Origin of the sequence: Mycobacterium florentinum (assembly GCF_010730355.1) — a bacterium.
Taxonomy (GTDB): Bacteria; Actinomycetota; Actinomycetes; order Mycobacteriales; family Mycobacteriaceae; genus Mycobacterium; species Mycobacterium florentinum.
The window spans coordinates 3369945-3391524 of sequence record NZ_AP022576.1 but is presented as its reverse complement, the minus strand read 5'-3'; the positions used below and the strand labels follow the sequence as shown (position 1 = coordinate 3391524).

The window sequence follows — 21580 nt, the reverse complement described above, 5'->3', positions numbered from 1 at the left end:
AAGCATGTCCGAGTGGCAAGTGACATTTTCGACAGCGAAGCCCGATTGTCGTGGGTGCTGGCCGGGCTGGCCGGTGTCCTTGGGGCAACCGCGTTTACCCACTCCGAGGGGTACTTCGTCACCTTCATGACCGGCAATGCCCAGCGTGCGGTGCTGGGGTACTTCCGGCATGACGTGCTGCTGTCGATATCGGCCGGGGTGTTGATGCTGTCCTTCCTCACCGGAGTGGTGGTCGCCTCGGCGTGCCGCCGCCGATTCTGGTCGGCGCACCCGCACGGCCCGACCGTGCTGACCACCTTCAGCCTGATCACCGCCACCACGGTCGACGTGCTCGACGAGGGGTGGCACGAGAACATGCTCGACTTCGCGCCGATCATGCTGGTGGTCTTCGGCGTCGGCGCGTTGAACACGTCGTTCGTCAAGGACGGCGAGGTGTCGGTGCCGTTGAGCTATGTCACCGGCACGCTGGTCAAGATGGGCCAGGGCATCGAGCGGCACATCGCCGGCGGCACGGCGGCGGACTGGCTGGGCTACTTTCTGCTGCTCGCCAGTTTCATGCTCGGGGCGACGATCGGTGGCTGCATCAGCCTGGTTGTCAACGGCAGCTGGATGCTCGTCGTTGCTTCCGGCGGGTGCGCGGTGACCACGGCGATCACGTATCTGCACTTGGACCGGCGCACCGTCCTCGACTAGTCCGGGCACACCAAAAAGCATCGGCAGCAACGCCTGACCGGTGCGCTGCTGCCGATGCTCGTTCTGGGTGTCAGGCCGCGGGAGCGGCGCCGGTGTTGAGCACCTGCAGCATGTCCGGCTTCATCGCCATCAGCTGCTGGTTCCAATAGGGCCACGAGTGCGTTCCGTTGGCGGGGAAGTTGAACACACCGTTGCGTCCACCCGCTGCCACGTAGTTGTTCTGGAACTGCTCGTTGGTGCGCAGCGTGAGGCCCTCGAGGAACTTCGCCGGCATGTTGTCGCCGCCCAGGTCGCTCGGTGTGCCGTTACCGCAGTACACCCAGAGGCGGGTGTTGTTGGCGACCAGCCGCGGAATCTGCACCATCGGGTCGTTGCGCTTCCACGCCGGGTCGGTCGACGGGCCCCACATGTTGCTGGCGCTGTAGCCGCCCGAGTCGCTCATCGCCAAGCCGATCAGCGTCGGCCACCAGCCATCGGACGGGTTAAGGAAGCCGGAAAGCGAAGCGGCGTAAGGGAACTGCTGCGGGTAGTACGCGGCGAGGATCATTGCGGAGCCACCCGACATCGACAGCCCCACCGCGGCGTTGCCGAGGGGGTCCACCTGCTTGTTGGCCTGCAGCCACAGCGGCATCTCCTGGGTCAGGAAGGTCTCCCACTTGTAGGTGTAGGTCTGGCCGTTACTTGCCGACGGCTGGTACCAGTTGCTGTAGAAGCTGGACTGGCCGCCGACGGGCATGACCACGGATATCCCGGACTGGTAGAACTCCTCGAACGCCGGGGTGTTGATGTCCCAGCCGTTGAAGTCGTCCTGCGCCCGCAGACCGTCGAGCAGGTAGACCGCGTGCGGTCCGCCGCCCTGGAATTGGACCTTGATGTTGCGACCCATCGACGGTGATGGAATCTGCAGGGTCTCCACTGGAAGACCCGGCTTCGAGAACGCCCCCGCAGTCGCCGAGCCGCCGACGACGGCGACCAGACCGGACAACAGGGCAGCGCCTACAACCGCGATAGCGAGCCGGCGCGGCAGGATTGTCGCTGCGCCACGCAACTTCTCAACTAATGCCATAGCTCTTACCCATCCCAACTTTCATCTGCCGCAAGACGCGGTGGAATCTGTTCTCGGGCAGTGAAACACAGACGTGGGATTCGAATAGCCTGTCGCGGCCGGGGCGGCAGATCGCGGTTAGCTAACGATTGAGCGTCGGCGAGAAATCGTCACATTGCGGTCACGATCGGCTCTCGGTTCGCGCGCGGTGGTTGACGACCGCGTGCGATCACGCGAAATCGACGCCAGCGCGGACATTTACGGCGTGTCGTCGCGCTGACGTCGATGTCGCGGTGGGTGGCGCCGACGCAGCAGGCCTAGGCGACCAGTCGCCGCAGAAGTGTTGAAGCGGTGGCGATTCCAAGCACCGCCGCCACGATCAACACGACGAGGTCCAGCGGGTTCATCGGGGTGCCGATAAACAGCGCCCGCAGCGCGTCGACCTCGTAGCTCAGCGGGTTGACGGTGCTCAGCACCCGCAGCCACGAGGGCATCACGTCGACCGGGTACAGCGCGTTCGACGCGAAGAACAACGGCATCGTGATGGCCTGCCCGATACCCATCAGGCGATCGCGATTGCGGACCAGCCCGGCCAGCGTCATCGACAGGCAGGCGAAGAACGCCGCACCGAGCATCACGGTGGCCATGGCCGCCAGGATGCGCAGCGGGTTGACGGTCAGTCCGACGCGCATCAGGTAAGCCAGCGCCAGCACGCCGACGACCTGGGCTACCGAGCGCACCCCGGCCGCGAAGGCCTTGCCGGTGATCAGCGCCGACGCCGGCGCCGGCGTCACCATCAGTTTGGCCAGCACGCCGGCGTCACGATCCCAAATGATCTGTATGCCATAGAAAATCGAGATGAACAGCGCCGACTGCGCGATGATGCCCGGAGCCAGGAAGGCCAGATAGGACACCGATCCGGTGTTGATGACGTGCAACTTGGAAAATGTCGTACCGAAGATCAGCAGCCACAGGGCCGGCTGCACCATTCGGGCGACGAGTTCGGTGCGGTCATGCTGCAGCTTCTGCAGTTCGACGATCGCGAACGCGCCGATGCGGCCCAACGTCGCGCCGACCCGCTGCCAGCCGCGCGGTGCGCGCACCAGCGTGGCTGCCGGGGTTTCGCAGGTGTGGTCAACTGGCACGGCTGGCAACCTTTCTGCTGGTACGGATTTCGCGGAATTCGGACTGGGATACCTCGGGCGACTCGGGTTCTTCGCCGCGCAGATCCGAGGACGCGTAGTGGCGGAACACGTCCTCGAGCGTGGCGCCGGGCGACACCTTCGACTTCAGCTCGGTGGGCGTGCCCACCGCGCGCAGCACGCCGCGATGCATCAGCGCGACGCGGTCGCACAACGCGTCGGCCTCCTCCATGTAGTGCGTGGTCAGCAGCACGGTCATGCCGAACTGGGCCTGCATGCTCTGCACCTGAGTCCACACGCCGTCGCGCGCGATCGGGTCCAGTCCCACGGTCGGCTCGTCGAGCACCAGCAGGGACGGGCGATTGACCAGCGCCTGCGCCACTTCCAGGCGGCGCACCATGCCGCCGGAGTAGGTCCCCGCCAGCCGGTCGGCCACGTCGAGTAGCTGCATGGCCTGTAGTGCCTGCGCGACCCGGTCGGCGCGCTCGGCGCGCGGCACGCCGTAGAGCCGGGCGAACCATTCCACATTCTGCCGGCCGGTCAGCGCGGGTTCGATTGAAAGCTGTTGCGGCACATAGCCGATATTGCTGCGGATGTCGACGGTCCGGCGCCGGGAGTCCAGCCCGAAGATGCGCAGTTCGCCGTGCTGCACGGGGGTCAGCGTGGTCAGCATTCGCACCAGCGTCGTCTTGCCCGCGCCGTTGGGTCCGAGCAGGCCCATCGTCTCGCCGGGCCGTACCTCGAGTGTCAGGTCGTCCACGGCGGTGAACTGGCCATAGTGGAAGGTCAGGTGCCGGCAGTCGATCGCCATCGGTAATCTCGTCATAGTCATCTCTCCTGTAATCTGCGGGCCACCACGTCGAGAATCTCCAACCCCTTTGTCAGAGAATCGATTTGGTCTTCGTCGAGTCCGTTCAGCACTTCGGACAACACCGCACGCCGGGCGGCACGCGATGCGTCGACGATCTGCTGGGTGGGCTCGGCGAGTCGTAATTGGCAGGCGCGACGGTCGGTTTCGTCGACGGTCCGGATCAGCGAGCCGTTGGCCACCAGCTTGGAGACCATCGTCGACGCGGTGTTGGGCACCAGCCCGAGTTCGCCTGCCGCCGCGCGGACCGAGATCCCCGGCCGGCGGCCGACCAGCCACAGTAGTTCCGACTGCGATTCGGTGAACCGCGCGGAGTCGAGTCCCCGACCGGCGGACCTGCGCAGCTGGCGGCGGAATCGGCCGACGACGCCGAACACGTCGGCGACCAGGTCGGTGTGTGCCTTCAGTCCTTGCATATATAGCTCTGTTTACGACCTATATATGTGTGCAGGCTGTGTAGGGCCTTTAGCTGGGCTACTTCTCGAGGTGGTGCAGCATGACGTCGGTCACTGTGCCGGCATCGACGCTGGTCGTCATGTAGCTGCAGAACGGCTGGCGGCGGCGATCCGTCGGCGAGCCCGGGTTGAGCAGGCGCAGCCCGGTCGTGGTCGTGGTGTCCCACGGGATGTGGCTGTGCCCGAACACCAGCACGTCGCTGTCCGGATAGAGCCGCGACATGCGAGCCTCGCGGCCGGACGAGGCGCCGGTTTCGTGCACGACCGTGAAGTGCACACCCGCCAACGTGACGTCCGCCCGCTCCGGCAGGCGCGCCCGCAATTGCGGCCCGTCGTTGTTGCCCCAGCAGGCGACCAGCCGCGCCGCCCGCGATTCCAGCTGGTCGAGCAATTCGACCGCGATCCAGTCCCCGGCGTGGATGACGACGTCGGCCCGGGCGACTTCGTCCCACACCTTCGCGGGCAGATCGCGGGCGCGCTTGGGGACATGGGTATCGGCGATCAACAGCAGCCTCACGAGTTCTATGCTTACCCGCGAGCAGAGGAGAAAGCATGCGTACCTTCGAGTCAGTCGCCGACCTCGCCGCCGCCACGGGCGAGACCATCGGGCAAAGCGACTGGGTGACCATCACTCAGGAAGAGGTCAACCTCTTCGCCGACGCGACCGGTGACCACCAGTGGATCCACGTCGACCCGGAACGGGCGAAGGACGGTCCCTTCGGCAAGACCATCGCACATGGCTTCATGACCCTGTCGCTGCTGCCCCGGCTGCAACACGAGATGTACACCGTCAAGGGCATCAAGCTGGCAATCAACTACGGGCTCAACAAGGTTCGCTTCCCGTCGCCCGTACCGGTCGGCTCCAAGGTTCGCGCGACGACTACGCTGGTCGGCGTCGAAGACCTGGGCAACGGCACCGTGCAGGGGACGATGTCGACCACCATCGAGGTGGACGGATCGCCGAAGCCGGCCTGCGTCGCCGAAAGCATCATCCGCTACATTTCCTGACGCTCGCGGCTCTGGCCGTTGCGCGAGACTTAAACCGTTGTGATCTTTTCGGCGTGTCGTCGCAATGGTTTAAGTGTCGCGGGGGTCGGGCGCAGACGCCGTCAGAACTCGGCGATCGAGTGCTCCAGTCGTTCCGCTAGCCGGGCCTGCGCTTCGGCGCGCCGGGTCGGTATGTGCTGCGACGGGAAAGGCGTTGTCACCGGCGTGTATTCACGCAGCGTGCGGCGGGCCACCGTCATCTTGTGCAGCTCGGTAGCGCCGTCGGCGATGCCCAGCGACTCGGCGGCGACGAGCATTTTCACAAACGGCATCTCGTCGGAGACCCCGAGTGCGCCGTGCAGGTGCAGCGCCCGCTGGGCGACGTCGTGCAGCACCTGGGGCATCGCGACCTTCACGGCCGCGATGTCGCGGCGCACCTTCTGGTAGTCGTGGTGCTTGTCGATCAGCCACGCGGTGCGCAGCACCAGTAGCCGGAACTGCTCGATCTGGATCCAGCTGTCGGCGATCTTCTCCTGGGTCATCTGGAAGTCGGCCAGTTTGCCGTGCCTGGTCTGACGCGACACCGCACGCTCGCACATCATGTCAAAGGCCTTGCGCGCCAGCGCAATCGTGCGCATCGCGTGGTGAATGCGGCCACCACCGAGGCGGGTCTGCGCGATCATGAATGCCGAGCCTTCACCGCCCAGCACATGGTCGGCCGGCACCCGCACGTCGTTGTAGCGGACGTACCCGTGCGAGCCGTGCTTGCCCGACTCGCCGCCCACCGCGACGTTGCGAATGATCTCGATGCCCGGGGTCTCGCCCGGGACGATGAACAGCGACATCTTGTCGTAGGTGCGCGCGTCGGGCTTGGTCACCGCCATCACGATGAAGAACGACGCGTGCTTGGCGTTGCTGGAAAACCACTTCTCCCCGTTGATGACCCAGTCGTCGCCGTCGCGGGTCGCGCTCGTCACGAACATCCCCGGATCCGAACCGCCCTGCGGCTCGGTCATCGAGTAGCACGACGTGATCTCGCCATCCAGCAGCGGCTGCAGGTAGCGCGACTTCTGCTCGTCGGTGCCGAACAGCGCGAGGATCTCGGCGTTGCCGGAGTCCGGTGCCTGACAGCCGAACACCGAAGGCGCCCAGCGCGACCGCCCCAGGATTTCGTTGAGCAGCGCCAGCTTGACCTGGCCGTAGCCCTGGCCGCCGAGTTCGGGCCCCAGATGTGCGGCCCACAGGCCTTGGTCTTTCACCTGCTGCTGCAACGGCCGCAGGATGGTCATCATCTCGGTGTTCTGCTTGTCGTACGGATCGAGGGCGACCAGATCGAGCGGTTCCAGCTCTTCGATCATGAACTTTTCGACCCAGTCCAGCTTCGCCTGGTATTCCGGATCTGTTTCGAAGTCCCACACCGTGGCCAACCATTCCCCGGTGCATCGTCGCACCGGCATCGTTGAATGAGTCACCTCATCGTAGGTGGGGCCCGGAATCGGCCGCCACGGCGCCGACGCTTAGTGCAGCTTGGGCAGGACGTAGTCGCGATAGAAGTTGATGGCGGCAATCGGGTCGCCCTGCGGAAAGTGCAGAAACGGGATGGCGCCGCCGTCGAGAACCCATTGCACGGCGGTGACGTGCGTGGCGGGATCGGTGCCGACCGTCCAGTTGGCCAGCACCTTCTCGATCGGGTTCGCCTCGGCGGCACGCTGAATTTCGACCGGGTTGGGTTGATCGGCGGCCCCGGCGGTGAAGCGCCACAAGGCCGCCGTGGCGGCGGCCTCCTCGTTATCGCCGACGACGGCGAACAGTTCGGCACGCTTACCCAGCGTCGCCGGATCGCGCCCGGCGGCGTGGGCGCCGTCGGTGAGCGCGGAAAGCAGTTTGGCATTGGTCAGATCGCGGGCCTGTGTGATCCAGCCGTCGCCGTATTGCCCTGCCAGCCTTGCACTTTTGGGTCCGCTGGCGGCGACGAAGATCGGCGGCGGATTCGGGGGTATGTCGTAGAGCTTCAGCGAGTTGGTCTGAAAATAGCGGCCCGCGAACGAGATTCGCTGGCCGGTCCACAACTGGCGAATCAGTTCGATCGCCTCGACCAACCGGTCGTGACGCTCGGGGTATTTGCCCCACATGTTGGTGGTGGCCTGCTCGTTGAGCCGCTCGCCGGTCCCGAGCCCCAGGAACACCCGGCCCGGACTCAGCAGCGCCAGCGAGGCAAAGGCCTGCGCCACCGTTGCCGGGTGGTAGCGGTAGGTCGGACAGGTGACGCCGGCGCCGAAGGAGATGCGGCTGGTGCGGCTGCCGACCAGTGCCAGCGTCAGCCACGGGAACATCGAGTGACCCTCGTTGTCCTGCCACGGCTGGATGTGGTCGCTGGCCCAGACGTATTGAAAGCCCGCCTTTTCGGCCGCCTGGGCTTGCAGCACCAGCTGGTCGGTGCGAAATTGCTCGTGCGACAAGGTGATTCCCACACCCTTGGCCGGTGGCGGCGGATTAGCGGGCGCGCCGTGATGCTCGCGGCTGCACCCCCCGGCCAACGCACCGGCCCCGAGCACGCCCACGCCGGTCGCGATCTGCCCGAATGTCCGCCGTGAAAGTCCGGTCATCGCCTCGGGGTACCCCCCAACTGCAGCCGTTTCGTGTTCATCCCGCATGGTAGCCACTAGCCTGACGTAATGGCCTCCCAGGCACGTCCGGCGCGCAAAGCCGACCTCCGCGAGTTGTCGGCCACCCTGAGCCGCGCCTTCTTCGACGACCCGGTGATGGCCTGGATATTTCCCAACAGCATGACCCGGACCACGCACCTGACGCGGATGTTCTCGGCCATGACCCGGCACCATCATCTGCCTCTCGGCGGTGTCGAGGTGGCCCACGACGGAGGCGTCATCGGCGCGGCAGCCTTGTGGGATCCGCCGAACCACTGGCAGGAATCGCGGTGGGCACAGTTCGCGATGACGCCGGCCTTTCTGCGGGTGTTCGGCCTGCGTACCGGGATGGCGCGCGACATCCAGGAATTGATGAAGCGCGAGCATCCCGAGGAGCCGCACTGGTATCTGGCGGCAATCGGCAGCGACCCGACGGTCCGCGGACAGGGCTATGGCCAGGCGTTGATGCGGTCGAGGCTGGATCGCTGCGATGCCGAGCACTGCCCGGCCTATCTCGAGTCGAGCAAGCCCGAAAACGTGCCCTACTACCTGCGGTTCGGATTCGAGGTCATCCAGGAGATGCCCCTGCCCAACGGCGGCCCACCGCTGTGGGCGATGTGGCGGGCCCCGCGTTAAGGAGTGCTGCGCCAGCCGGCGATACCGATGGCGATCATCCGCAGCTGTTTGACGGCGGTACGCCGGATGTCTTCGAGCGCCTCGGCGGTCTGGGCGTCTTCGATCGCCTCGGCGATCACGATCATCGAGTTGACGAACAGGGTCGCCAGCACGTTGAGGTCCTCGGTGCTCCACGCATTGAGTCCCGGGAAGCGGGCCAGGTCGGTCGCCAGCTCGGAGGTGATCAGCCGGATCTCGGTGCGGATCGCGTAGCGCAGCACGCTCAGCCCGCTGTTGCGTTCGCGGCCGATCAGCCGCCAGTGCTCGCGTCGGTCCGCGACGCTGCCGATCAGGATTTCGACGGACGACTCGATCACCCGGTTCGGGTCGAGCCTGCCGGCCCGCGCATCGCGCAAGGTGTCGCGCAAGCTGCGGAATGACTCGTCGATGAGCACCAGCCCGAGCGCCTCCATCGACTCGAAGTGCCGATAGAACGCCGCCGGGACGATCCCGACCTCGCGGGTCACCTCACGCAGGCTCAGGGCGGAAAAGCTGCGGTCCTGCAGCAGCTTGAGAGCAGCGGCGATGATGGCGCGCCGAGTCGCCTCTTTGCGCTCTTCACGGGAGGGGCTTTCGCGGGAGCGCTCGCGGCTAGAACGGTGCGGCCGTGAGCTAGGAGTACGACCGTTCACTATGTGAAGCCTACCACAGAGCTGCGGAAATCCTTGACTAGCTGCAGCGTCCAAGAGGACGGTGTACACATGTTCACTCAAAGAAGTCAGACCCCGCGTCGGAGCTTCGCCAAGACTTTCCGGGACCGCGTCCTCGGTTCCGACCTGGTTGACCTGCTCACCGGACCGCACGGCGTGGACCGCTACACCGAGCTGGTAGACCCAACCTGGACCCAGGGCGAAGCCCGCGCCAAGGTCGTCGACGTGCGCCGCACCACGCCGCGCAGCGTCACACTCACCCTCGCTCCGAACGAGAGCTTCACGTCCACCCACACCTTCAGGGCCGGTCAGTACGTCAACGTCGCGCTCGACATCGACGGCCGCCGGCACACCCGCTGCTACTCACCGGCCAACGTCGAAGGCAGCTCGACCCTGGAGCTGACCGTCGGCCGCCACGCAGACGGCCTGGTCTCGAACTATCTGTACGAGCAGGCCCGCCAAGGCATGGTGGTCGGGTTGTCCGGGGTCGGCGGCGACTTCGTCCTGCCGACCCAACGGCCCCGGCGGATTCTCCTCGTCTCCGGCGGCAGCGGCATCACGCCCGTCATGTCGATGCTGCGCACCCTGGTTGCAGAGGGGCACTTGCAAAACCAGGGGGCCGAAATCGCGTTCGTCCACTACGCCCGCACCGAAGCCGAGGCCTGCTACCGCGACGAGCTGAGCACGATGACCGGGGTGAAGGTGCTGCACGGCTACACCCGTTCGGGTACGGGTGAGCTGGCCGGCCGCTTCGGACCGCAGCACCTGGCCGCGGCGATGCCCGCACCGGATGCGGTATTCGTCTGCGGCCCAAGTGCTTTGGTCGAGGCAGTCCGCGAACACTGCGACAACGTCTACACCGAGAGCTTCGTGCCGCCGGTGATCACGGCTCCGGCGAACCCATCGGGCGGCCGAATCACGTTCGCGGACAGCGGCGTTGACGTCGTCGACGACGGACGCTCGCTGCTCGAGCAGGCCGAATCGGCCGGCCTGACGCCGGAGAACGGATGCCGGATGGGCATCTGCCACACCTGCACGCGCCGGAAGGTCTCCGGCACCGTGCGCAGCTTGACCACCGGCGCGGTCTCGACCGCCCCGGACGAAAACATCCAGATCTGCGTCTCCGTCCCCGTGGGCGACGTCGATCTCTCGCTCTAACAGCCCACCAACCCTTGAAGGAGGGGCTATGTCGCACAACAAGATCACTCTTACCCCCGAGCAGGCCGACGCGTTCGGCCGTGAACTCGACGCCATCAGAGACCGCGTGATGGCAGACCTCGGCGAAGAAGACGCCGACTACATCCGCCGCGTCATCAAGACCCAGCGGGCGCTGGAAGTCGGCGGACGCGTTCTGCTGTTCCTGCCGCCGGCCTGGCTGCTGGGCACCGCGATGCTGGGTGTCGCGAAAATCCTGGACAACATGGAGATCGGCCACAACATCATGCACGGTCAGTACGACTGGATGCGTGACCCGACGATCTCCGGGCGCTCGTTCGAATGGGACACCGCGTGCCCGGCCGATCAGTGGCGGCACTCGCACAACTACATGCACCACACCCACACCAACATCGTCGGGATGGACCGCGACATCGGCTATGGCATCATCCGGATGAGCGAAGACCAGAAATGGACGCCGTATTTCATCGGCAACCCGCTGTATGCCTTCCTGCTGATGGTGCTGTTCCAATACGGCGTTGCGCTGCACGAACTGGAGACCGAGAAGATCCGCGCCGGCGAGATCCGGGTCCGCGACAAGCTGGGCACCCTGAAGGAGATCTGGAAGAAGACGAAGCGCCAGACACTCAAGGACTACGTCGCCTTCCCGTTGCTGGCCGGCCCGTTCGCGCCGTTCGTCTTCGCGGGCAACCTGACCGCAAACCTGATGCGCAACGTGTGGTCGTACATGATCATCTTCTGCGGCCACTTCCCGGACGGCACACAGGAATTCACGATCGAGGAGACCCAGGACGAGTCGCGTGGCCAGTGGTACTTCCGCCAGGTGCTCGGTTCGGCCAACCTGACCGGAGGCAAGATCTTCCACCTGCTGTCCGGCAACCTGTCACACCAGATCGAGCACCATCTGTTCCCCGACATGCCGGCCCGCCGGTATTCGACGATCGCGCCCGAGGTGCAGGAGATCTGCGAGCGCTACGGGATCCCCTACAACAAGGGCCCGCTGCCGCAGCAGTTCGGCACCGTCGTGCGCAAGATCGTCAAGCTGACCTTCCCGGAACCGGGCAAGCTGACGTCTTTGCTGCCGAAGATCAAGGCCGGCAAGCCGGCCGACCGCGAGCTCGTCGCCGCCTGAGTCCCGCCCCGGGTGGGGGACAATGGGCTGCGTGGAGTGGACCGGTGCACGTTATGCGGATAAGCCGACGGTGGAAGTCTCGACGTGGATCGACGCCGATCCCTCCCGGGTCTGGAACCTGATCTCGGATATCAAACTGATGCCGACGTTCAGCAACGAGTTGCAGTCCGTCGAGTGGGCTGGCGGTGCCGAGGGGCCCGAGGTCGGTGCCAGCTTCGTCGGACACAGCCAGCACGACGCGTTCGGCGAATGGAGCACCACCTCGCACATCGTCGCCTGCGAGCCGCCAAAGGAATTCGCCTGGGCGGTCGGCGATGTCGAACACCCGTCGTCGATCTGGCGGTTCCGGCTGGCACCCCGCGACGGCGGCACCAACCTGAGCTACTGGATGCAGATGGGACCGGGACGCTCGGGGCTGTCGGTGGCGATCGATTCGATGCCGGACAAGGAAGAAAAGATCGTGTTCGTCCGGATGCGCGAATTCGAGACGGCGATCAGCACGACGCTGGCCGCAATCAAGAGGCTGGCCGAACGGGGGGTCCGTTGATGCGCACCGCGACGACGGTCGAGTTGTCCGGCGGCAGCGACGAAGTCGCCCAGGTGGTGACGCTGGCCGTCGAAGCCGAAAAGCTGGGACTCGACGTGTGCTGGGTCGCCGAGGCGTGGGGCGCGGATGCGCCGTCGGCGCTGGGCTACCTCGCCGCCCGTACCGAGAAGATGCTGCTCGGCTCCGGAATCCTGCAGGTCGGCACCCGGTCGCCGGTGCTGGTCGCTCAGACCGCGATCACGGTGTCCAACCTGTCCAACGGGCGGTTCTTGCTGGGTCTGGGCGCCTCGGGTCCCCAGGTGATCGAGGGCCTGCACGGTGTCTCGTTCAACCGGCCGCTGACCCGGATCAGGGAAACCGTAGACATCGTGCGGCAGGTGTTCGCCGGCGGCAAGATCTCCCATTCCGGCAAGGAATTTCAGATTCCCCGCCCCGGCGAGGCGGTGCCGATGCGGGTGTCGAACGCACCTCAGCACGCCATTCCGATCTACCTGGCCACGCTGTCCCCGGCGATGCTGCGGCTGACCGGGGAGATCGCCGACGGCTGGCTGGGCACCAGCTTCGTCCCGGAGGGCGCGGCCGGGGCGTACTTCGCCCACCTCGACGAGGGCCTGGCGGCCGGCGGGCGTACCCGCGCGGACATCGACATCTGTCAGGGCGCCGAGGTCGCGTTCGCGGCCGATGAGGACGAACTGAACGGCATGGTTGCCGGCCGCAAGAAGGAGCTCGCGTTCAGCCTCGGCGGGATGGGGTCGTCGAGCACGAACTTCTACAACCAGGCCTACAGCCGGCAGGGCTGGGCCGACGTCGCCGCCGCCGTGCGCGAGCGCTGGCAGGACGGTGACCGCGACGGTGCCGCCCGGCTGGTGACCGACGATATGGTGCTGGGCACCACGCTGATCGGCACCGAGCCGATGGTCCGTGCGCGCCTTGCGGTCTGGCGCGACGCCGGCGTCAACACCGTGCGGCTCTATCCCGCCGGCGAGACGCTCGATGCCAAGCTGGAAACGCTGGGCCGCGCGATCGAGCTGGTCCGGCAGACCTAGTGCACCGCGGTCGGTGCGTCGATGGCCTTGACGAGCTGTACCTCAGGGCGTACCGGCACACCGTCGGATAGGAACCAGCGGAACGCGAGGTTGCCCTGCGGATAGCCTAGCGTCGTAAGCGAATTCGGGTGCGCCGTCGGAGTGCCGGACAAGACGATCGTGACGGTGCCGTCGCTGTTGAGTTCGGCGGTGTGGTTGTTGAGCGAAGAGCGGGCGTCCTCGTCGCCGTAAGTGGCCATGAACTGGTTCCACACCACCAGGTTCCAGAACCGGCACGACGGCGGCCGGTGCGTGATGACCAGCGCCTCGTCGTCGTCGAGCACGAAACTGCCGTAGGCGTAGCACGCGTCGCGCGCCGACCAGCCGAAGTTGGCGTCGGGCACTTGATAGGGGGCTGCGAATTCGTTTGCGGAGTGGACAGTTTCGTGGCCCAGCCCGTGTTGGTCGTCGACCCGCGTCCCGACCGGGAGGGGCACGATGGCACCCATGGTGCGCATCCAGGCGGCGGCCGCGCGCAGTCTGGCCGCTGTTTCGGCGTCGCCATGGCGGATCGGCTCCGGATCGTCGAGCGCCTCGATGTTCCACGCCACCGGGCGCCCGGTCAGCGGGTTGGCCTGGTAATCGCGGGTCATCAGCACGGCGGCGTCAGCCGTCGGCGGGAACTCGAAGGAGAAGTTGCCGTCGGCATCGATGTCCAGATCGGTGTCGCGCACGATCGCGACGATCCGGTCCGACCATGCGCCCGGGGATGGTTCGTTGTAGGCGGTCACCGAAAAGTACACGCTGTCACCCTTATTGCCGCTGATGCGGTAGCGACGCTGCGGGTCGACCGGGCAGATGAAGTAATACGCGTCGGTGTTGTCACCGCCCCATCGGCGGTCGCGTCGGAATGGCGTGTTGACCGCGACGAACTGCGGGCGACCCGGTTCGGGGAACAGGTACGTGTCGAAGGCGACGCCCAGGGTCGTCGCCAGCATGCGGTAGCCGTCGGCAATGTGGCGGTCGTCGGAGACCGCCCGGTCCCCCTCCAGAAAGTTGCGGTCGAGGTCGCCGATGGTGGCCAGCAACTCTTTCCACGCGGCGGTCGATTCGTGCGTCATGCGGTGATTCCTTTCAGGAGCAACGTGGTGGTGCGATCGACCCAGGTGCCGTCGAGTTCGGCGGGGCGGGTGAGCAGGCCGATCAGCGTGATGCCGGCCATCGCTTCGGCCAATTCGGCCGCGGTCACGTCCGCACGAACCTCACCGCGCGCTGCGGCACTTTCCAACAGTTCGGCGAGCCCGCCGCCGATGATGCCGGCGAAGCGCTCCAACAGCGCCGAATGCAGCGTCGGGTCCGCCGCCATCTCGCCGACCAACCCCGGCAGCGCCGCTTTGGCGGCCGGCGTCGTCAGGAAAACCATTGCGCGGCGCACCATTTCGCGCAGATCCTCCGGCAGCGATCCGGTGTCGGGAAGGTCCGTCGCGGCACCGATCGGGAACACCGCCTCGTGCACCAGGTGCGCCTTGCTGGGCCAACGGCGGTAGATCGCGGGCTTGCTGGTGCCGGCTCGCTCGGCGATCGCCGAGACCAACAGGCCGGGATAGCCCGTCTCGGCGAGCAGTTCGACGGTGGCGCGCAGCACCGCGCCGTCGATGCGCGGGTCACGAGGTCGGCCAAAGTCTACAACCATTACGAAACTCAGAGTAACATAAGTCGCCGTGACCGACGCCGTTCGCCTAACTGACCTTGCCCAGCCCCAATTCAGCGCCGAGGGCCGGCAGATCCTCGACATGATGGCCATGATGGCCGCGCAGTGCCGGTTGGACGCCGACGCGCTGCACGCGCAGGCCAGCGCCGACACCGGCCTGCACGATTTCGGGCCCGACGACTACCGGGAGCGCCTCGACGTCTACCTCACCGCACTGCGCGAGATCGACGGGCTGCACGACGCCGGACGGGTGAACTTCTACGGGCAACTGCTGCAGCTGCTCAAGAACCGGCTGCTGCTGACCGACCTGCTGCGCCGCCACCCCGAGATCAACGACATCGAACTGCGCTCGCCGATCGTCATCGCCGGGCTGCCCCGTACCGGCACCACGCACCTGCACAACCTGCTGGCCGCGCCGCCCACCTTCCGCACCATGCCGTACTGGGAAAGCAACGAGCCATTTCCCTTACCGAATGAGGTTGGCGCCGAACCGGATCCGCGCCGGACGCGGATGGACGTCGCCGTCGGCGTGGTCAACATGGTGATGCCGTATTTCCCGCTGATGCACGAGATGACCACCGATCACGTGCACGAAGAGATCCAGCTGCTGGCCAACGACATATCGACGATGCTGTTCGAGACACTGGCCGAGGTGCCCCGCTGGCGTGACTACTACCGGGCGCACGACCAGACGCCGCACTATCAATACCTCGCCACCCAACTCAAGGCCATGCAGTTCCTGCGCGGGGGCGAGCGCTGGCTGCTCAAGTCGCCCCAGCACCTCGAGCAGGTGCCGGTGCTGGACCGCGTCTTCGGCGACAGCATCGTCGTGTTCACCCACCGCGATCCGGTACCGGTCGCGCTGTCGATGATCGCGATGATCACCTACTCCGCCCGCATGCACCGCTCACCGGTGCCGGTCGAACTGATCGCCAACTCCTGGGTCGACCGCCTCGACCAGATGCTCACCGCGCTCGTCCGCGACCGCGACACGATCGGCCCGGAACGCTCGCTCGACATCCGATTCGACGACTTCATGGCCGACGAACTCGCCGTCGCCGAACGGGTTTACGCCCTGGCCGGCGAACCGTTCACCGCCGAAGCGCGTCAGCCGATCGCCGACTATCTGGCCGGCCACCAGCGCGGCCGGCTGGGAAGCGTGGAAACCTCGTTCGAAATGTTCGGGCTGCAGGAGAGCGCGCTGCGCGAACGGTTCGCTCCCTACATCGAACGGTTCCTGAAATAGGCTCGGTGCGCTAGCTTTTCAAGCATGGTTACCATGCCCGCGTTGGACGGCGTCCAGCATCGGTACGTAGAACTCGGCGACGGTGTGACAATCCACGTCGCCGATGCCGGTCCGGCCGACGGTCCGGCCGTCATGCTGGTACACGGCTTCCCCGAGAACTGGTGGGAGTGGCACGAGCTGATCGGCCCGCTGGCCGCCGATGGTTACCGGGTGTTGTGTCCCGACCTGCGGGGTGCGGGCTGGAGTTCGGCGCCCAGGTCGCGCTACCTGAAGGCCGAGCTGGCCGAGGATCTCGCCGGCGTGCTGGACAAGCTGGGTGTCGACAAGGTGAAGCTCGTCGCGCACGACTGGGGCGGACCCGCCGCGTTCATCATGATGCTGCGCCATCCGGAGAAGGTGACCGGATTCTTCGGAGTGAACACCGTCGCGCCCTGGGTGAAGCTCAATCTGGCGGCCGTCCGTGACCTCTGGCGGTTCTGGTATCAGATTCCGATGCTGTTGCCGGTGATCGGGCCCCGGGTGATCAGCGATCCGAACTCGCGGTTTCTGCGAATGCTGGGTTCGTGGGTCGGCGGCGGATTCTCGCTGCCCGACGAGAGCATCCGGTTGTACAGCGAGTGCATGAATCAGCCCGGGCACGCCGAAGCCGGTTCGCGGTGGTATCGCAGCTTCCAGACCACGGAGATGCGCACCTGGATGCGCGGCGAATACAACGATCTTCGCGTCGAGGTACCGGTGCGCTGGCTCAGCGGTACCGACGACCCGGTGGTCACGCCGCGGCTATTGGAGGGATACGAGGACCGCATAAGCGATTTCGAGGTCGAGCTGGTCGACGGCGTCGGCCACTGGATCGTCGCGCAGCGACCGGACTTGGTGCTGGATCGGTTGCGCGCGTTCCTGAAACTTTGAGTTACTCGACCCCGATGGTGACTTCGGTGGACTTGATGAACACCGTCGCGGGCTGACCGACCGCCAGGCCGAGATCGACTGCCGCGTCCTTGGTGACCGACGACGTGACGATTTGATCGCCGCCATCGAGCTTGATCTTCACGACCGCCATCACGGTCCCGAGGTCAACCTCGGTAATGGTCCCTTTGAGCTGGTTTCGAGTGGATAGCCGCATCGCAGTCCTTACGTGTCTAGGGGTGCGATGAGCCTAACCCGGCGTCTAGTGGCGAGGCCCGAGCAGTGCGATGCTCGCGTCGACGGCAGGTTCGACGATCTCGCGCACGGGCTTTCCGTCTTCAACGGCGAGCGCGGTCAATTCGCGCAGCCCGCCCAGCAAGATCACGGCCAGCGGCGGGGTCAGGGGCGGCAGGTCGGCACGCTGAAACCCGGGGCTGTCGCTGAGGTCGATCAGCAGGTCGGACAGCAGCTGGATGCCGCGGCGCTGGACCGGGCGACCGGCGGCTCCCAACGAGGGGAGCTCGCGAATCCAGCTCAACGTAATAGCCGGCCGCGCTTCGATATACGCGACGTAGGCCTCGACCGCCTGGCGGATCTGCAGGTGCCAGTCCGTCTCGGGATCGACCGCGGCGGCGATGCTCTCGCCGAGCTTTTCGATGTCGGTGGCCAATAGCTCGAGGAAGCACTCTTCCTTGCTGGCGAACTGGTCGTAGAAGGTGCGCTTGGACGTGCGCGCGTGGCGCACGACGTCGGCGACGGTGCTGGCGCGATAGCCACGCTCGCCGATCGAGGTGGCGAGGCCGTCGAGCAGCCGGAGCCGAAAAGGATCGTCGACAACCGCGTCTATCACCGTCGTCGCGGACGTCATGGTCGGTGGCCCTTTCGGTGTTTACACCCTTGTCAGGTTCGGTACCACAGAGTACCGTACACCGAAAGGTCGCTGGTACACCGCGGTACCAACCCTCACCGGGGCGGATGATGGGAGCAGCGAGGTCATGAGCGAAGTAGTCACCGCCGCACCGCCGGCCGCCACGGTCAGCTTGCCCCCGGCCGTTCGGCTTCCGAAGTTGGTGCAGGGCTTGGGATTTGCGACGTCGCGGCGCTCGATGATGCGGCGACTCTCGCGCCGCTATGGCAACGTATTCGCACTGAAGCTGCCGATGTGGGGGCGCGTCGTCATGGTCAGCGACCCGCAGCTGGCCAAGCAGATCTTCACCACCAGCCCAGACGAGCTCGGCAATATCCAGCCCAATCTGAGCAGGCTGTTCGGGTACGGATCGGTGTTCGGGCTCGAGGGCGACGACCACCGCCGCCGCCGACGGTTGCTCGCGCCGCCGTTCCACGGCAAGAGCATGAAGAACTACGAGAGCATCATCGAGGAGGAGACACTGCGCGAGACCGCCGACTGGCCGCAGGGCCAGTCGTTCCCGACGCTGGCGCCGATGATGCGAATCACGCTGAATGCAATCCTGCGTGCGGTGTTCGGCGCCGACGGCGCCGAGCTCGACGAACTGCGCCGGCTCATCCCGCCGTGGGTCACCCTGGGCTCACGCCTGGCGGCGCTGCCTAAACCCAAGCGGGACTACGGCCGGTTCAGCCCCTGGCACCGCCTCGACGAGTGGCGGCGCCAGTACGACAACGTCATCGAGAAGCTGATCGCGGCCGAGCAGGCGGACCCGAACTTCACCGACCGGGCCGACGTGCTCGCGCTGCTGCTGCGCAGCACTTATGAAGATGGTTCGACCATGTCGCACAAGGACATTGGCGACGAGCTCCTCGCGCTACTGGCCGCCGGGCACGAGACCACCGCGTCGACGCTGGCATGGGCATTCGAGCGCATCAGCCGCCACCCGCAGCTACTGGCCCAGCTCGTCGGGGAGGCCGACGGGACGGGCGGCGAGTTGCGCCAGGCAACGATCCTGGAGGTCCAACGGGCAAGGACGGTAATCGATTTCGCCGGCCGTCACGTGTACCCGGAGACTTATCGGCTGGGCGAGTGGGTGATTCCACGCGGTTATTCGATCATCGTCGGCATCGCACAGATCCACGACAATCCCGACGTGTTCGCCGATCCAGCGCGTTTCGACCCGCAGCGCTTCATCGAGTCGAAACCGTCGGCACTGTCCTGGATCCCGTTCGGCGGGGGTACCCGCCGGTGTGTGGGCGCGGCATTCGCCAACATGGAGATGGATGTGGTGCTGCGAACGGTGTTGCGCCACTTCACTATTGAGACCACGAATGCCCCCGACGAGCCTTGGCATTGCCGCGGGGTCGCGTTCACCCCCAAGGGCGGCGGGCGGGTTGTGGTGCGGCGGCGCTGAGGGCTACTGGCTGGCAGAAGCGCGCCGCGGCGCACTCGAGTCTGCGGTGGCGGCATCGAGACTGCGTTCAGGCCCTGAAATCGACCGAAAAGCTAGCCCTCAGCGCAGGCTCGGCGGCGCTGAGGGCTACTGGCTGGCAGAAGCGCGCCGCGGCAGCTTCCAGCCGGGGCGGATGAAGTGGCAGGTGTATCCGCTCGGGAAGCGCTCCAGGTAGTCCTGGTGTTCCGGCTCGGCCTCCCAGAAGTCCCCGGCCGGACTGACCTCGGTCACGACCTTCCCGGGCCATAGTCCCGAGGCCTCGACGTCCGCGATGGTGTCCAGCGCGATTTGCTTCTGCTCGTCGTCGACGTAGAAGATCGCCGACCGGTAGCTCTTGCCGCGGTCGTTGCCCTGCCGGTCCTTGGTGGTCGGGTCGTGGATCTGGAAGAAGAACTCGAGCAACGTGCGGTAGTCCGTCACCGTCGGGTCGAAGACGATCTCGACGGCCTCGGCGTGCGTGCCGTGGTTGCGGTACGTCGCGTTGGGAACGTCGCCGCCGCTGTAACCGACCCGGCTCGAGATCACGCCCGGCTGCTTGCGGATCAGGTCCTGCACGCCCCAGAAGCAGCCGCCCGCAAGGATCGCCTTTTGCGTGTTGGTCATGTGATCGCCTCGTTTCGCTCGGACCGAATGGTCGCAACCTGCTTCCGATTATCCTGATGTTCGCCACCGGGTACACCCGCGAGGCGAAGGCCTCGACAAACCGCGGTAGAACGTGTTCTAGTTTTGGCGTGAACAGCCCGCAATTCTCCCGTAGCGAACTCGTCGATGCTTTCGCGAAATTCGAGGCGACCGTCGATGCGGCAGCGCAATCACACGACTGGGACGCCTGGGTCCAGCACTACACGCCCGACGTGCTGTACATCGAACACGCCGCGGGCACCATGCACGGCCGCGACGAGGTCCGCGAGTGGATCAGCCGGACGATGGGCAGTTTTCCGGGCAGCCACATGGTCGCGTTTCCCTCGCTGTGGTCGGTGATCGACGAGCCCACCGGGCGCATCATCATGGAACTCGACAACCCGATGCGCGATCCCGGTGACGGCACCGTGATCGGCGAGACGAACATCTCGATCATCACCTACGCCGGCGACGGCCTGTGGCGTCAGCAAGAAGACATCTACAACCCGCTGCGTTTCGTGCAGGCCGCCTTGAAGTGGTGCCGCAAGGCGGCAGAACTCGGCACCCTCGACGAGGACGCCGCGCGCTTCCTGGAGCAGTACGGAGGCGCTCAGTGAGCGGCAAACCCAAACTTGTCATCGGCGCCAACGGCTTTCTGGGCTCGCATGTCACCCGCCAGCTCGTCGCCAAGGGTGCCGCCGAAGACTTCGAGGTGCGGGTGATGGTGCGCGAGGGCGCGAACACCCGCTCCATCGACGACCTCGAAGTCACCCGCTTCCACGGCGATGTCTTCGACACCGCCACGGTGCGCGAGGCGATGGACGGTGTCGACGACGTCTACTACTGCGTCGTCGACACCCGCGCTTGGCTGCGTGACACGGCGCCGCTGTTTCGCACCAACGTCGAGGGCGTGCGCAACGTTCTCGATGTCGCCGTCAACCAACCGAACCTGCGCAGGTTCATCTTCACCAGCACCTACGCCACCGTGGGCCGGCGGCACGGTCACGTGGCGACCGAAGACGACGTGATCGCATCGGGCGGGCTGACCCCCTACGTGCAATCCCGGGTCCAGGCCGAAGACCTGGTGATGCGTTACGTCGCCGACGCCGGGCTGCCCGCCATCGCGATGTGCGTGTCCACCACCTACGGCGACGGGGACTGGGGCGGCACGCCGCACGGTGCCTTCATCGCCGGCGCGGTCTTCGGCAAGCTGCCGTTCCTGATGAACGGCATCCAGCTCGAAGTCGTCGGTGTCGACGATGCGGCCCGGGCCATGATCCTGGCCGCCGAGCGCGGCCGCATCGGCGAGCGCTACCTGGTCTCCGAGAAGATGATGGCGCTCAACGATTCGATCCGGATCGCGGCCGACGAGGCCGGCGTCCCGCCGCCGCAACGCGCGATCTCGGTTCCGATACTCTACGCCCTGGCCGCGGCGGGCACGCTGAAAGCCAAGCTCACCGGTACGGACGCCCAACTCAGCCTGGCGTCGGTGCGGATGATGCGCGCCGAAGCACCGGTGGACGCCGGCAAGGCGAAGCGGGAGCTCGGCTGGGAGCCGCGCCCGATCGAGGAGTCGATCCGCGAGGCCGCCCGGTTCTGGGCCGCGATGCGCACCCCGCGAACGGCCGACCAACCCGAATAGGCTCGGTCCCATGCCGGCGTTTCGCAATATGTCGCAATACCACCGCTGCGCATT

The 21580-nt window shown here is 66.1% G+C and carries 25 protein-coding genes; 12 read left to right on the top strand and 13 right to left on the bottom strand.

Translation table 11 applies throughout. The features are described from left to right. The first annotated feature begins 12 nt into the window (after window positions 1-12). Window positions 13-693, top strand: a complete 681-nt coding sequence (locus tag G6N55_RS16095) for a YoaK family protein (protein ID WP_085222356.1) — start codon at window positions 13-15, stop codon at window positions 691-693. A 70-nt stretch (window positions 694-763) separates the two neighbouring features. Here the strand turns inward: G6N55_RS16095 and ag85C are convergent, their stop codons facing one another. The 5 genes from ag85C to G6N55_RS16070 form a co-directional block, all read right to left on the bottom strand. Beyond that, window positions 764-1759, bottom strand: coding sequence for a diacylglycerol acyltransferase/mycolyltransferase Ag85C (gene ag85C / locus G6N55_RS16090; protein ID WP_085222357.1), 996 nt, complete (start codon window positions 1757-1759; stop codon window positions 764-766). Window positions 1760-2055: 296 nt separating this feature from the next. Next, window positions 2056-2883, bottom strand: a complete 828-nt coding sequence (locus G6N55_RS16085) for an ABC transporter permease (RefSeq protein WP_085222358.1) — start codon at window positions 2881-2883, stop codon at window positions 2056-2058. Continuing rightward, window positions 2873-3712: an ATP-binding cassette domain-containing protein gene (locus G6N55_RS16080; RefSeq protein WP_139826855.1), complete on the bottom strand. Its 840-nt coding sequence runs from the start codon at window positions 3710-3712 to the stop codon at window positions 2873-2875. The genes G6N55_RS16085 and G6N55_RS16080 overlap by 11 nt, the downstream gene beginning before the upstream one ends. After that, complete coding sequence (locus G6N55_RS16075; RefSeq protein WP_085222360.1) at window positions 3709-4164, bottom strand: MarR family winged helix-turn-helix transcriptional regulator; 456 nt, start codon at window positions 4162-4164, stop codon at window positions 3709-3711. Before G6N55_RS16075 ends, G6N55_RS16080 begins: the two co-directional genes overlap by 4 nt. 58 nt (window positions 4165-4222) lie before the next feature. Then, window positions 4223-4720 carry a metallophosphoesterase family protein gene (locus G6N55_RS16070; RefSeq protein ID WP_085222361.1) on the bottom strand — a complete coding sequence of 166 codons (498 nt, stop codon included), beginning with the start codon at window positions 4718-4720 and terminating at the stop codon, window positions 4223-4225. Window positions 4721-4755: 35 nt separating this feature from the next. Here G6N55_RS16070 and G6N55_RS16065 point away from each other — a divergent pair, with 35 nt between their 5' ends. Beyond that, the gene (locus tag G6N55_RS16065; RefSeq protein WP_085222362.1) at window positions 4756-5211 is read left to right on the top strand and encodes a MaoC family dehydratase; all 456 of its coding nucleotides are present in this window, start codon (window positions 4756-4758) and stop codon (window positions 5209-5211) included. 101 nt (window positions 5212-5312) lie between these two features. Here the strand turns inward: G6N55_RS16065 and G6N55_RS16060 are convergent, their stop codons facing one another. Next, window positions 5313-6647 carry an acyl-CoA dehydrogenase family protein gene (locus G6N55_RS16060; protein ID WP_085222363.1) on the bottom strand — a complete coding sequence of 445 codons (1335 nt, stop codon included), beginning with the start codon at window positions 6645-6647 and terminating at the stop codon, window positions 5313-5315. Window positions 6648-6707: 60 nt separating this feature from the next. Beyond that, on the bottom strand, window positions 6708-7796 hold the full coding sequence (locus tag G6N55_RS16055; RefSeq protein WP_085222364.1) for a F420-dependent hydroxymycolic acid dehydrogenase: 1089 nt from the start codon (window positions 7794-7796) through the stop codon (window positions 6708-6710). Window positions 7797-7865: 69 nt separating this feature from the next. On the opposite strand from G6N55_RS16055, the gene G6N55_RS16050 reads away from it, so the two are divergent. Beyond that, entirely contained in the window at window positions 7866-8471 is a 606-nt protein-coding gene (locus tag G6N55_RS16050) for a GNAT family N-acetyltransferase (RefSeq protein ID WP_085222365.1), read from the top strand. Here the strand turns inward: G6N55_RS16050 and G6N55_RS16045 are convergent. Continuing rightward, window positions 8468-9142, bottom strand: a complete 675-nt coding sequence (locus G6N55_RS16045; protein ID WP_085222366.1) for a TetR family transcriptional regulator — start codon at window positions 9140-9142, stop codon at window positions 8468-8470. The two genes, G6N55_RS16050 and G6N55_RS16045, sit on opposite strands and share 4 nt — an antisense overlap. A gap of 69 nt (window positions 9143-9211) precedes the next feature. Here G6N55_RS16045 and G6N55_RS16040 point away from each other — a divergent pair, with 69 nt between their 5' ends. From G6N55_RS16040 to G6N55_RS16025, 4 genes are read left to right on the top strand one after another with little or no spacing between them, the layout of a single operon-like run. Further along, window positions 9212-10318 carry a ferredoxin reductase gene (locus G6N55_RS16040; RefSeq protein ID WP_085222367.1) on the top strand — a complete coding sequence of 369 codons (1107 nt, stop codon included), beginning with the start codon at window positions 9212-9214 and terminating at the stop codon, window positions 10316-10318. Between the two features lie 28 nt (window positions 10319-10346). Further along, window positions 10347-11468 carry a fatty acid desaturase family protein gene (locus G6N55_RS16035; protein WP_085222368.1) on the top strand — a complete coding sequence of 374 codons (1122 nt, stop codon included), beginning with the start codon at window positions 10347-10349 and terminating at the stop codon, window positions 11466-11468. Window positions 11469-11490: 22 nt separating this feature from the next. After that, the gene (locus G6N55_RS16030) at window positions 11491-12015 is read left to right on the top strand and encodes an SRPBCC family protein (protein ID WP_197747360.1); all 525 of its coding nucleotides are present in this window, start codon (window positions 11491-11493) and stop codon (window positions 12013-12015) included. Further along, entirely contained in the window at window positions 12015-13061 is a 1047-nt protein-coding gene (locus G6N55_RS16025) for an LLM class flavin-dependent oxidoreductase (protein WP_085222369.1), read from the top strand. The genes G6N55_RS16030 and G6N55_RS16025 overlap by 1 nt, the downstream gene beginning before the upstream one ends. Here G6N55_RS16025 and G6N55_RS16020 read toward each other — a convergent pair. Further along, the gene (locus G6N55_RS16020; protein ID WP_085222370.1) at window positions 13058-14161 is read right to left on the bottom strand and encodes a DUF1214 domain-containing protein; all 1104 of its coding nucleotides are present in this window, start codon (window positions 14159-14161) and stop codon (window positions 13058-13060) included. The genes G6N55_RS16025 and G6N55_RS16020 overlap by 4 nt on opposite strands. Beyond that, on the bottom strand, window positions 14158-14733 hold the full coding sequence (locus G6N55_RS16015) for a TetR/AcrR family transcriptional regulator (protein WP_085222371.1): 576 nt from the start codon (window positions 14731-14733) through the stop codon (window positions 14158-14160). The genes G6N55_RS16020 and G6N55_RS16015 overlap by 4 nt, the downstream gene beginning before the upstream one ends. 28 nt (window positions 14734-14761) lie before the next feature. Between G6N55_RS16015 and G6N55_RS16010 the strand changes: the two genes are divergently transcribed. Further along, window positions 14762-15997: a sulfotransferase family protein gene (locus tag G6N55_RS16010; protein WP_085222372.1), complete on the top strand. Its 1236-nt coding sequence runs from the start codon at window positions 14762-14764 to the stop codon at window positions 15995-15997. A 24-nt stretch (window positions 15998-16021) separates the two neighbouring features. Then, window positions 16022-16906 carry an alpha/beta fold hydrolase gene (locus G6N55_RS16005; RefSeq protein WP_085222373.1) on the top strand — a complete coding sequence of 295 codons (885 nt, stop codon included), beginning with the start codon at window positions 16022-16024 and terminating at the stop codon, window positions 16904-16906. Window position 16907: 1 nt separating this feature from the next. Here the strand turns inward: G6N55_RS16005 and G6N55_RS16000 are convergent, their stop codons facing one another. Together G6N55_RS16000 and G6N55_RS15995 are read right to left on the bottom strand one after the other, a co-directional pair. Then, window positions 16908-17120: a TOBE domain-containing protein gene (locus tag G6N55_RS16000; protein ID WP_085222374.1), complete on the bottom strand. Its 213-nt coding sequence runs from the start codon at window positions 17118-17120 to the stop codon at window positions 16908-16910. Between the two features lie 45 nt (window positions 17121-17165). Next, complete coding sequence (locus tag G6N55_RS15995; protein ID WP_085222375.1) at window positions 17166-17771, bottom strand: TetR/AcrR family transcriptional regulator; 606 nt, start codon at window positions 17769-17771, stop codon at window positions 17166-17168. Between the two features lie 127 nt (window positions 17772-17898). On the opposite strand from G6N55_RS15995, the gene G6N55_RS15990 reads away from it, so the two are divergent. Then, window positions 17899-19224 (top strand): cytochrome P450, encoded by a 1326-nt coding sequence (locus tag G6N55_RS15990; protein ID WP_085222376.1) that lies wholly within the window; start codon window positions 17899-17901, stop codon window positions 19222-19224. A 126-nt stretch (window positions 19225-19350) separates the two neighbouring features. On the opposite strand, the gene msrA is transcribed toward G6N55_RS15990, so the two are convergent. After that, window positions 19351-19866 (bottom strand): peptide-methionine (S)-S-oxide reductase MsrA, encoded by a 516-nt coding sequence (msrA, locus tag G6N55_RS15985; protein WP_085222377.1) that lies wholly within the window; start codon window positions 19864-19866, stop codon window positions 19351-19353. A gap of 128 nt (window positions 19867-19994) precedes the next feature. Between msrA and G6N55_RS15980 the strand changes: the two genes are divergently transcribed. Both G6N55_RS15980 and G6N55_RS15975 read left to right on the top strand, forming a co-directional pair. Then, window positions 19995-20501, top strand: a complete 507-nt coding sequence (locus G6N55_RS15980; protein WP_085222378.1) for a nuclear transport factor 2 family protein — start codon at window positions 19995-19997, stop codon at window positions 20499-20501. Beyond that, entirely contained in the window at window positions 20498-21526 is a 1029-nt protein-coding gene (locus tag G6N55_RS15975; protein ID WP_085222379.1) for an NAD-dependent epimerase/dehydratase family protein, read from the top strand. Before G6N55_RS15980 ends, G6N55_RS15975 begins: the two co-directional genes overlap by 4 nt. Window positions 21527-21580 lie beyond the last annotated feature (54 nt).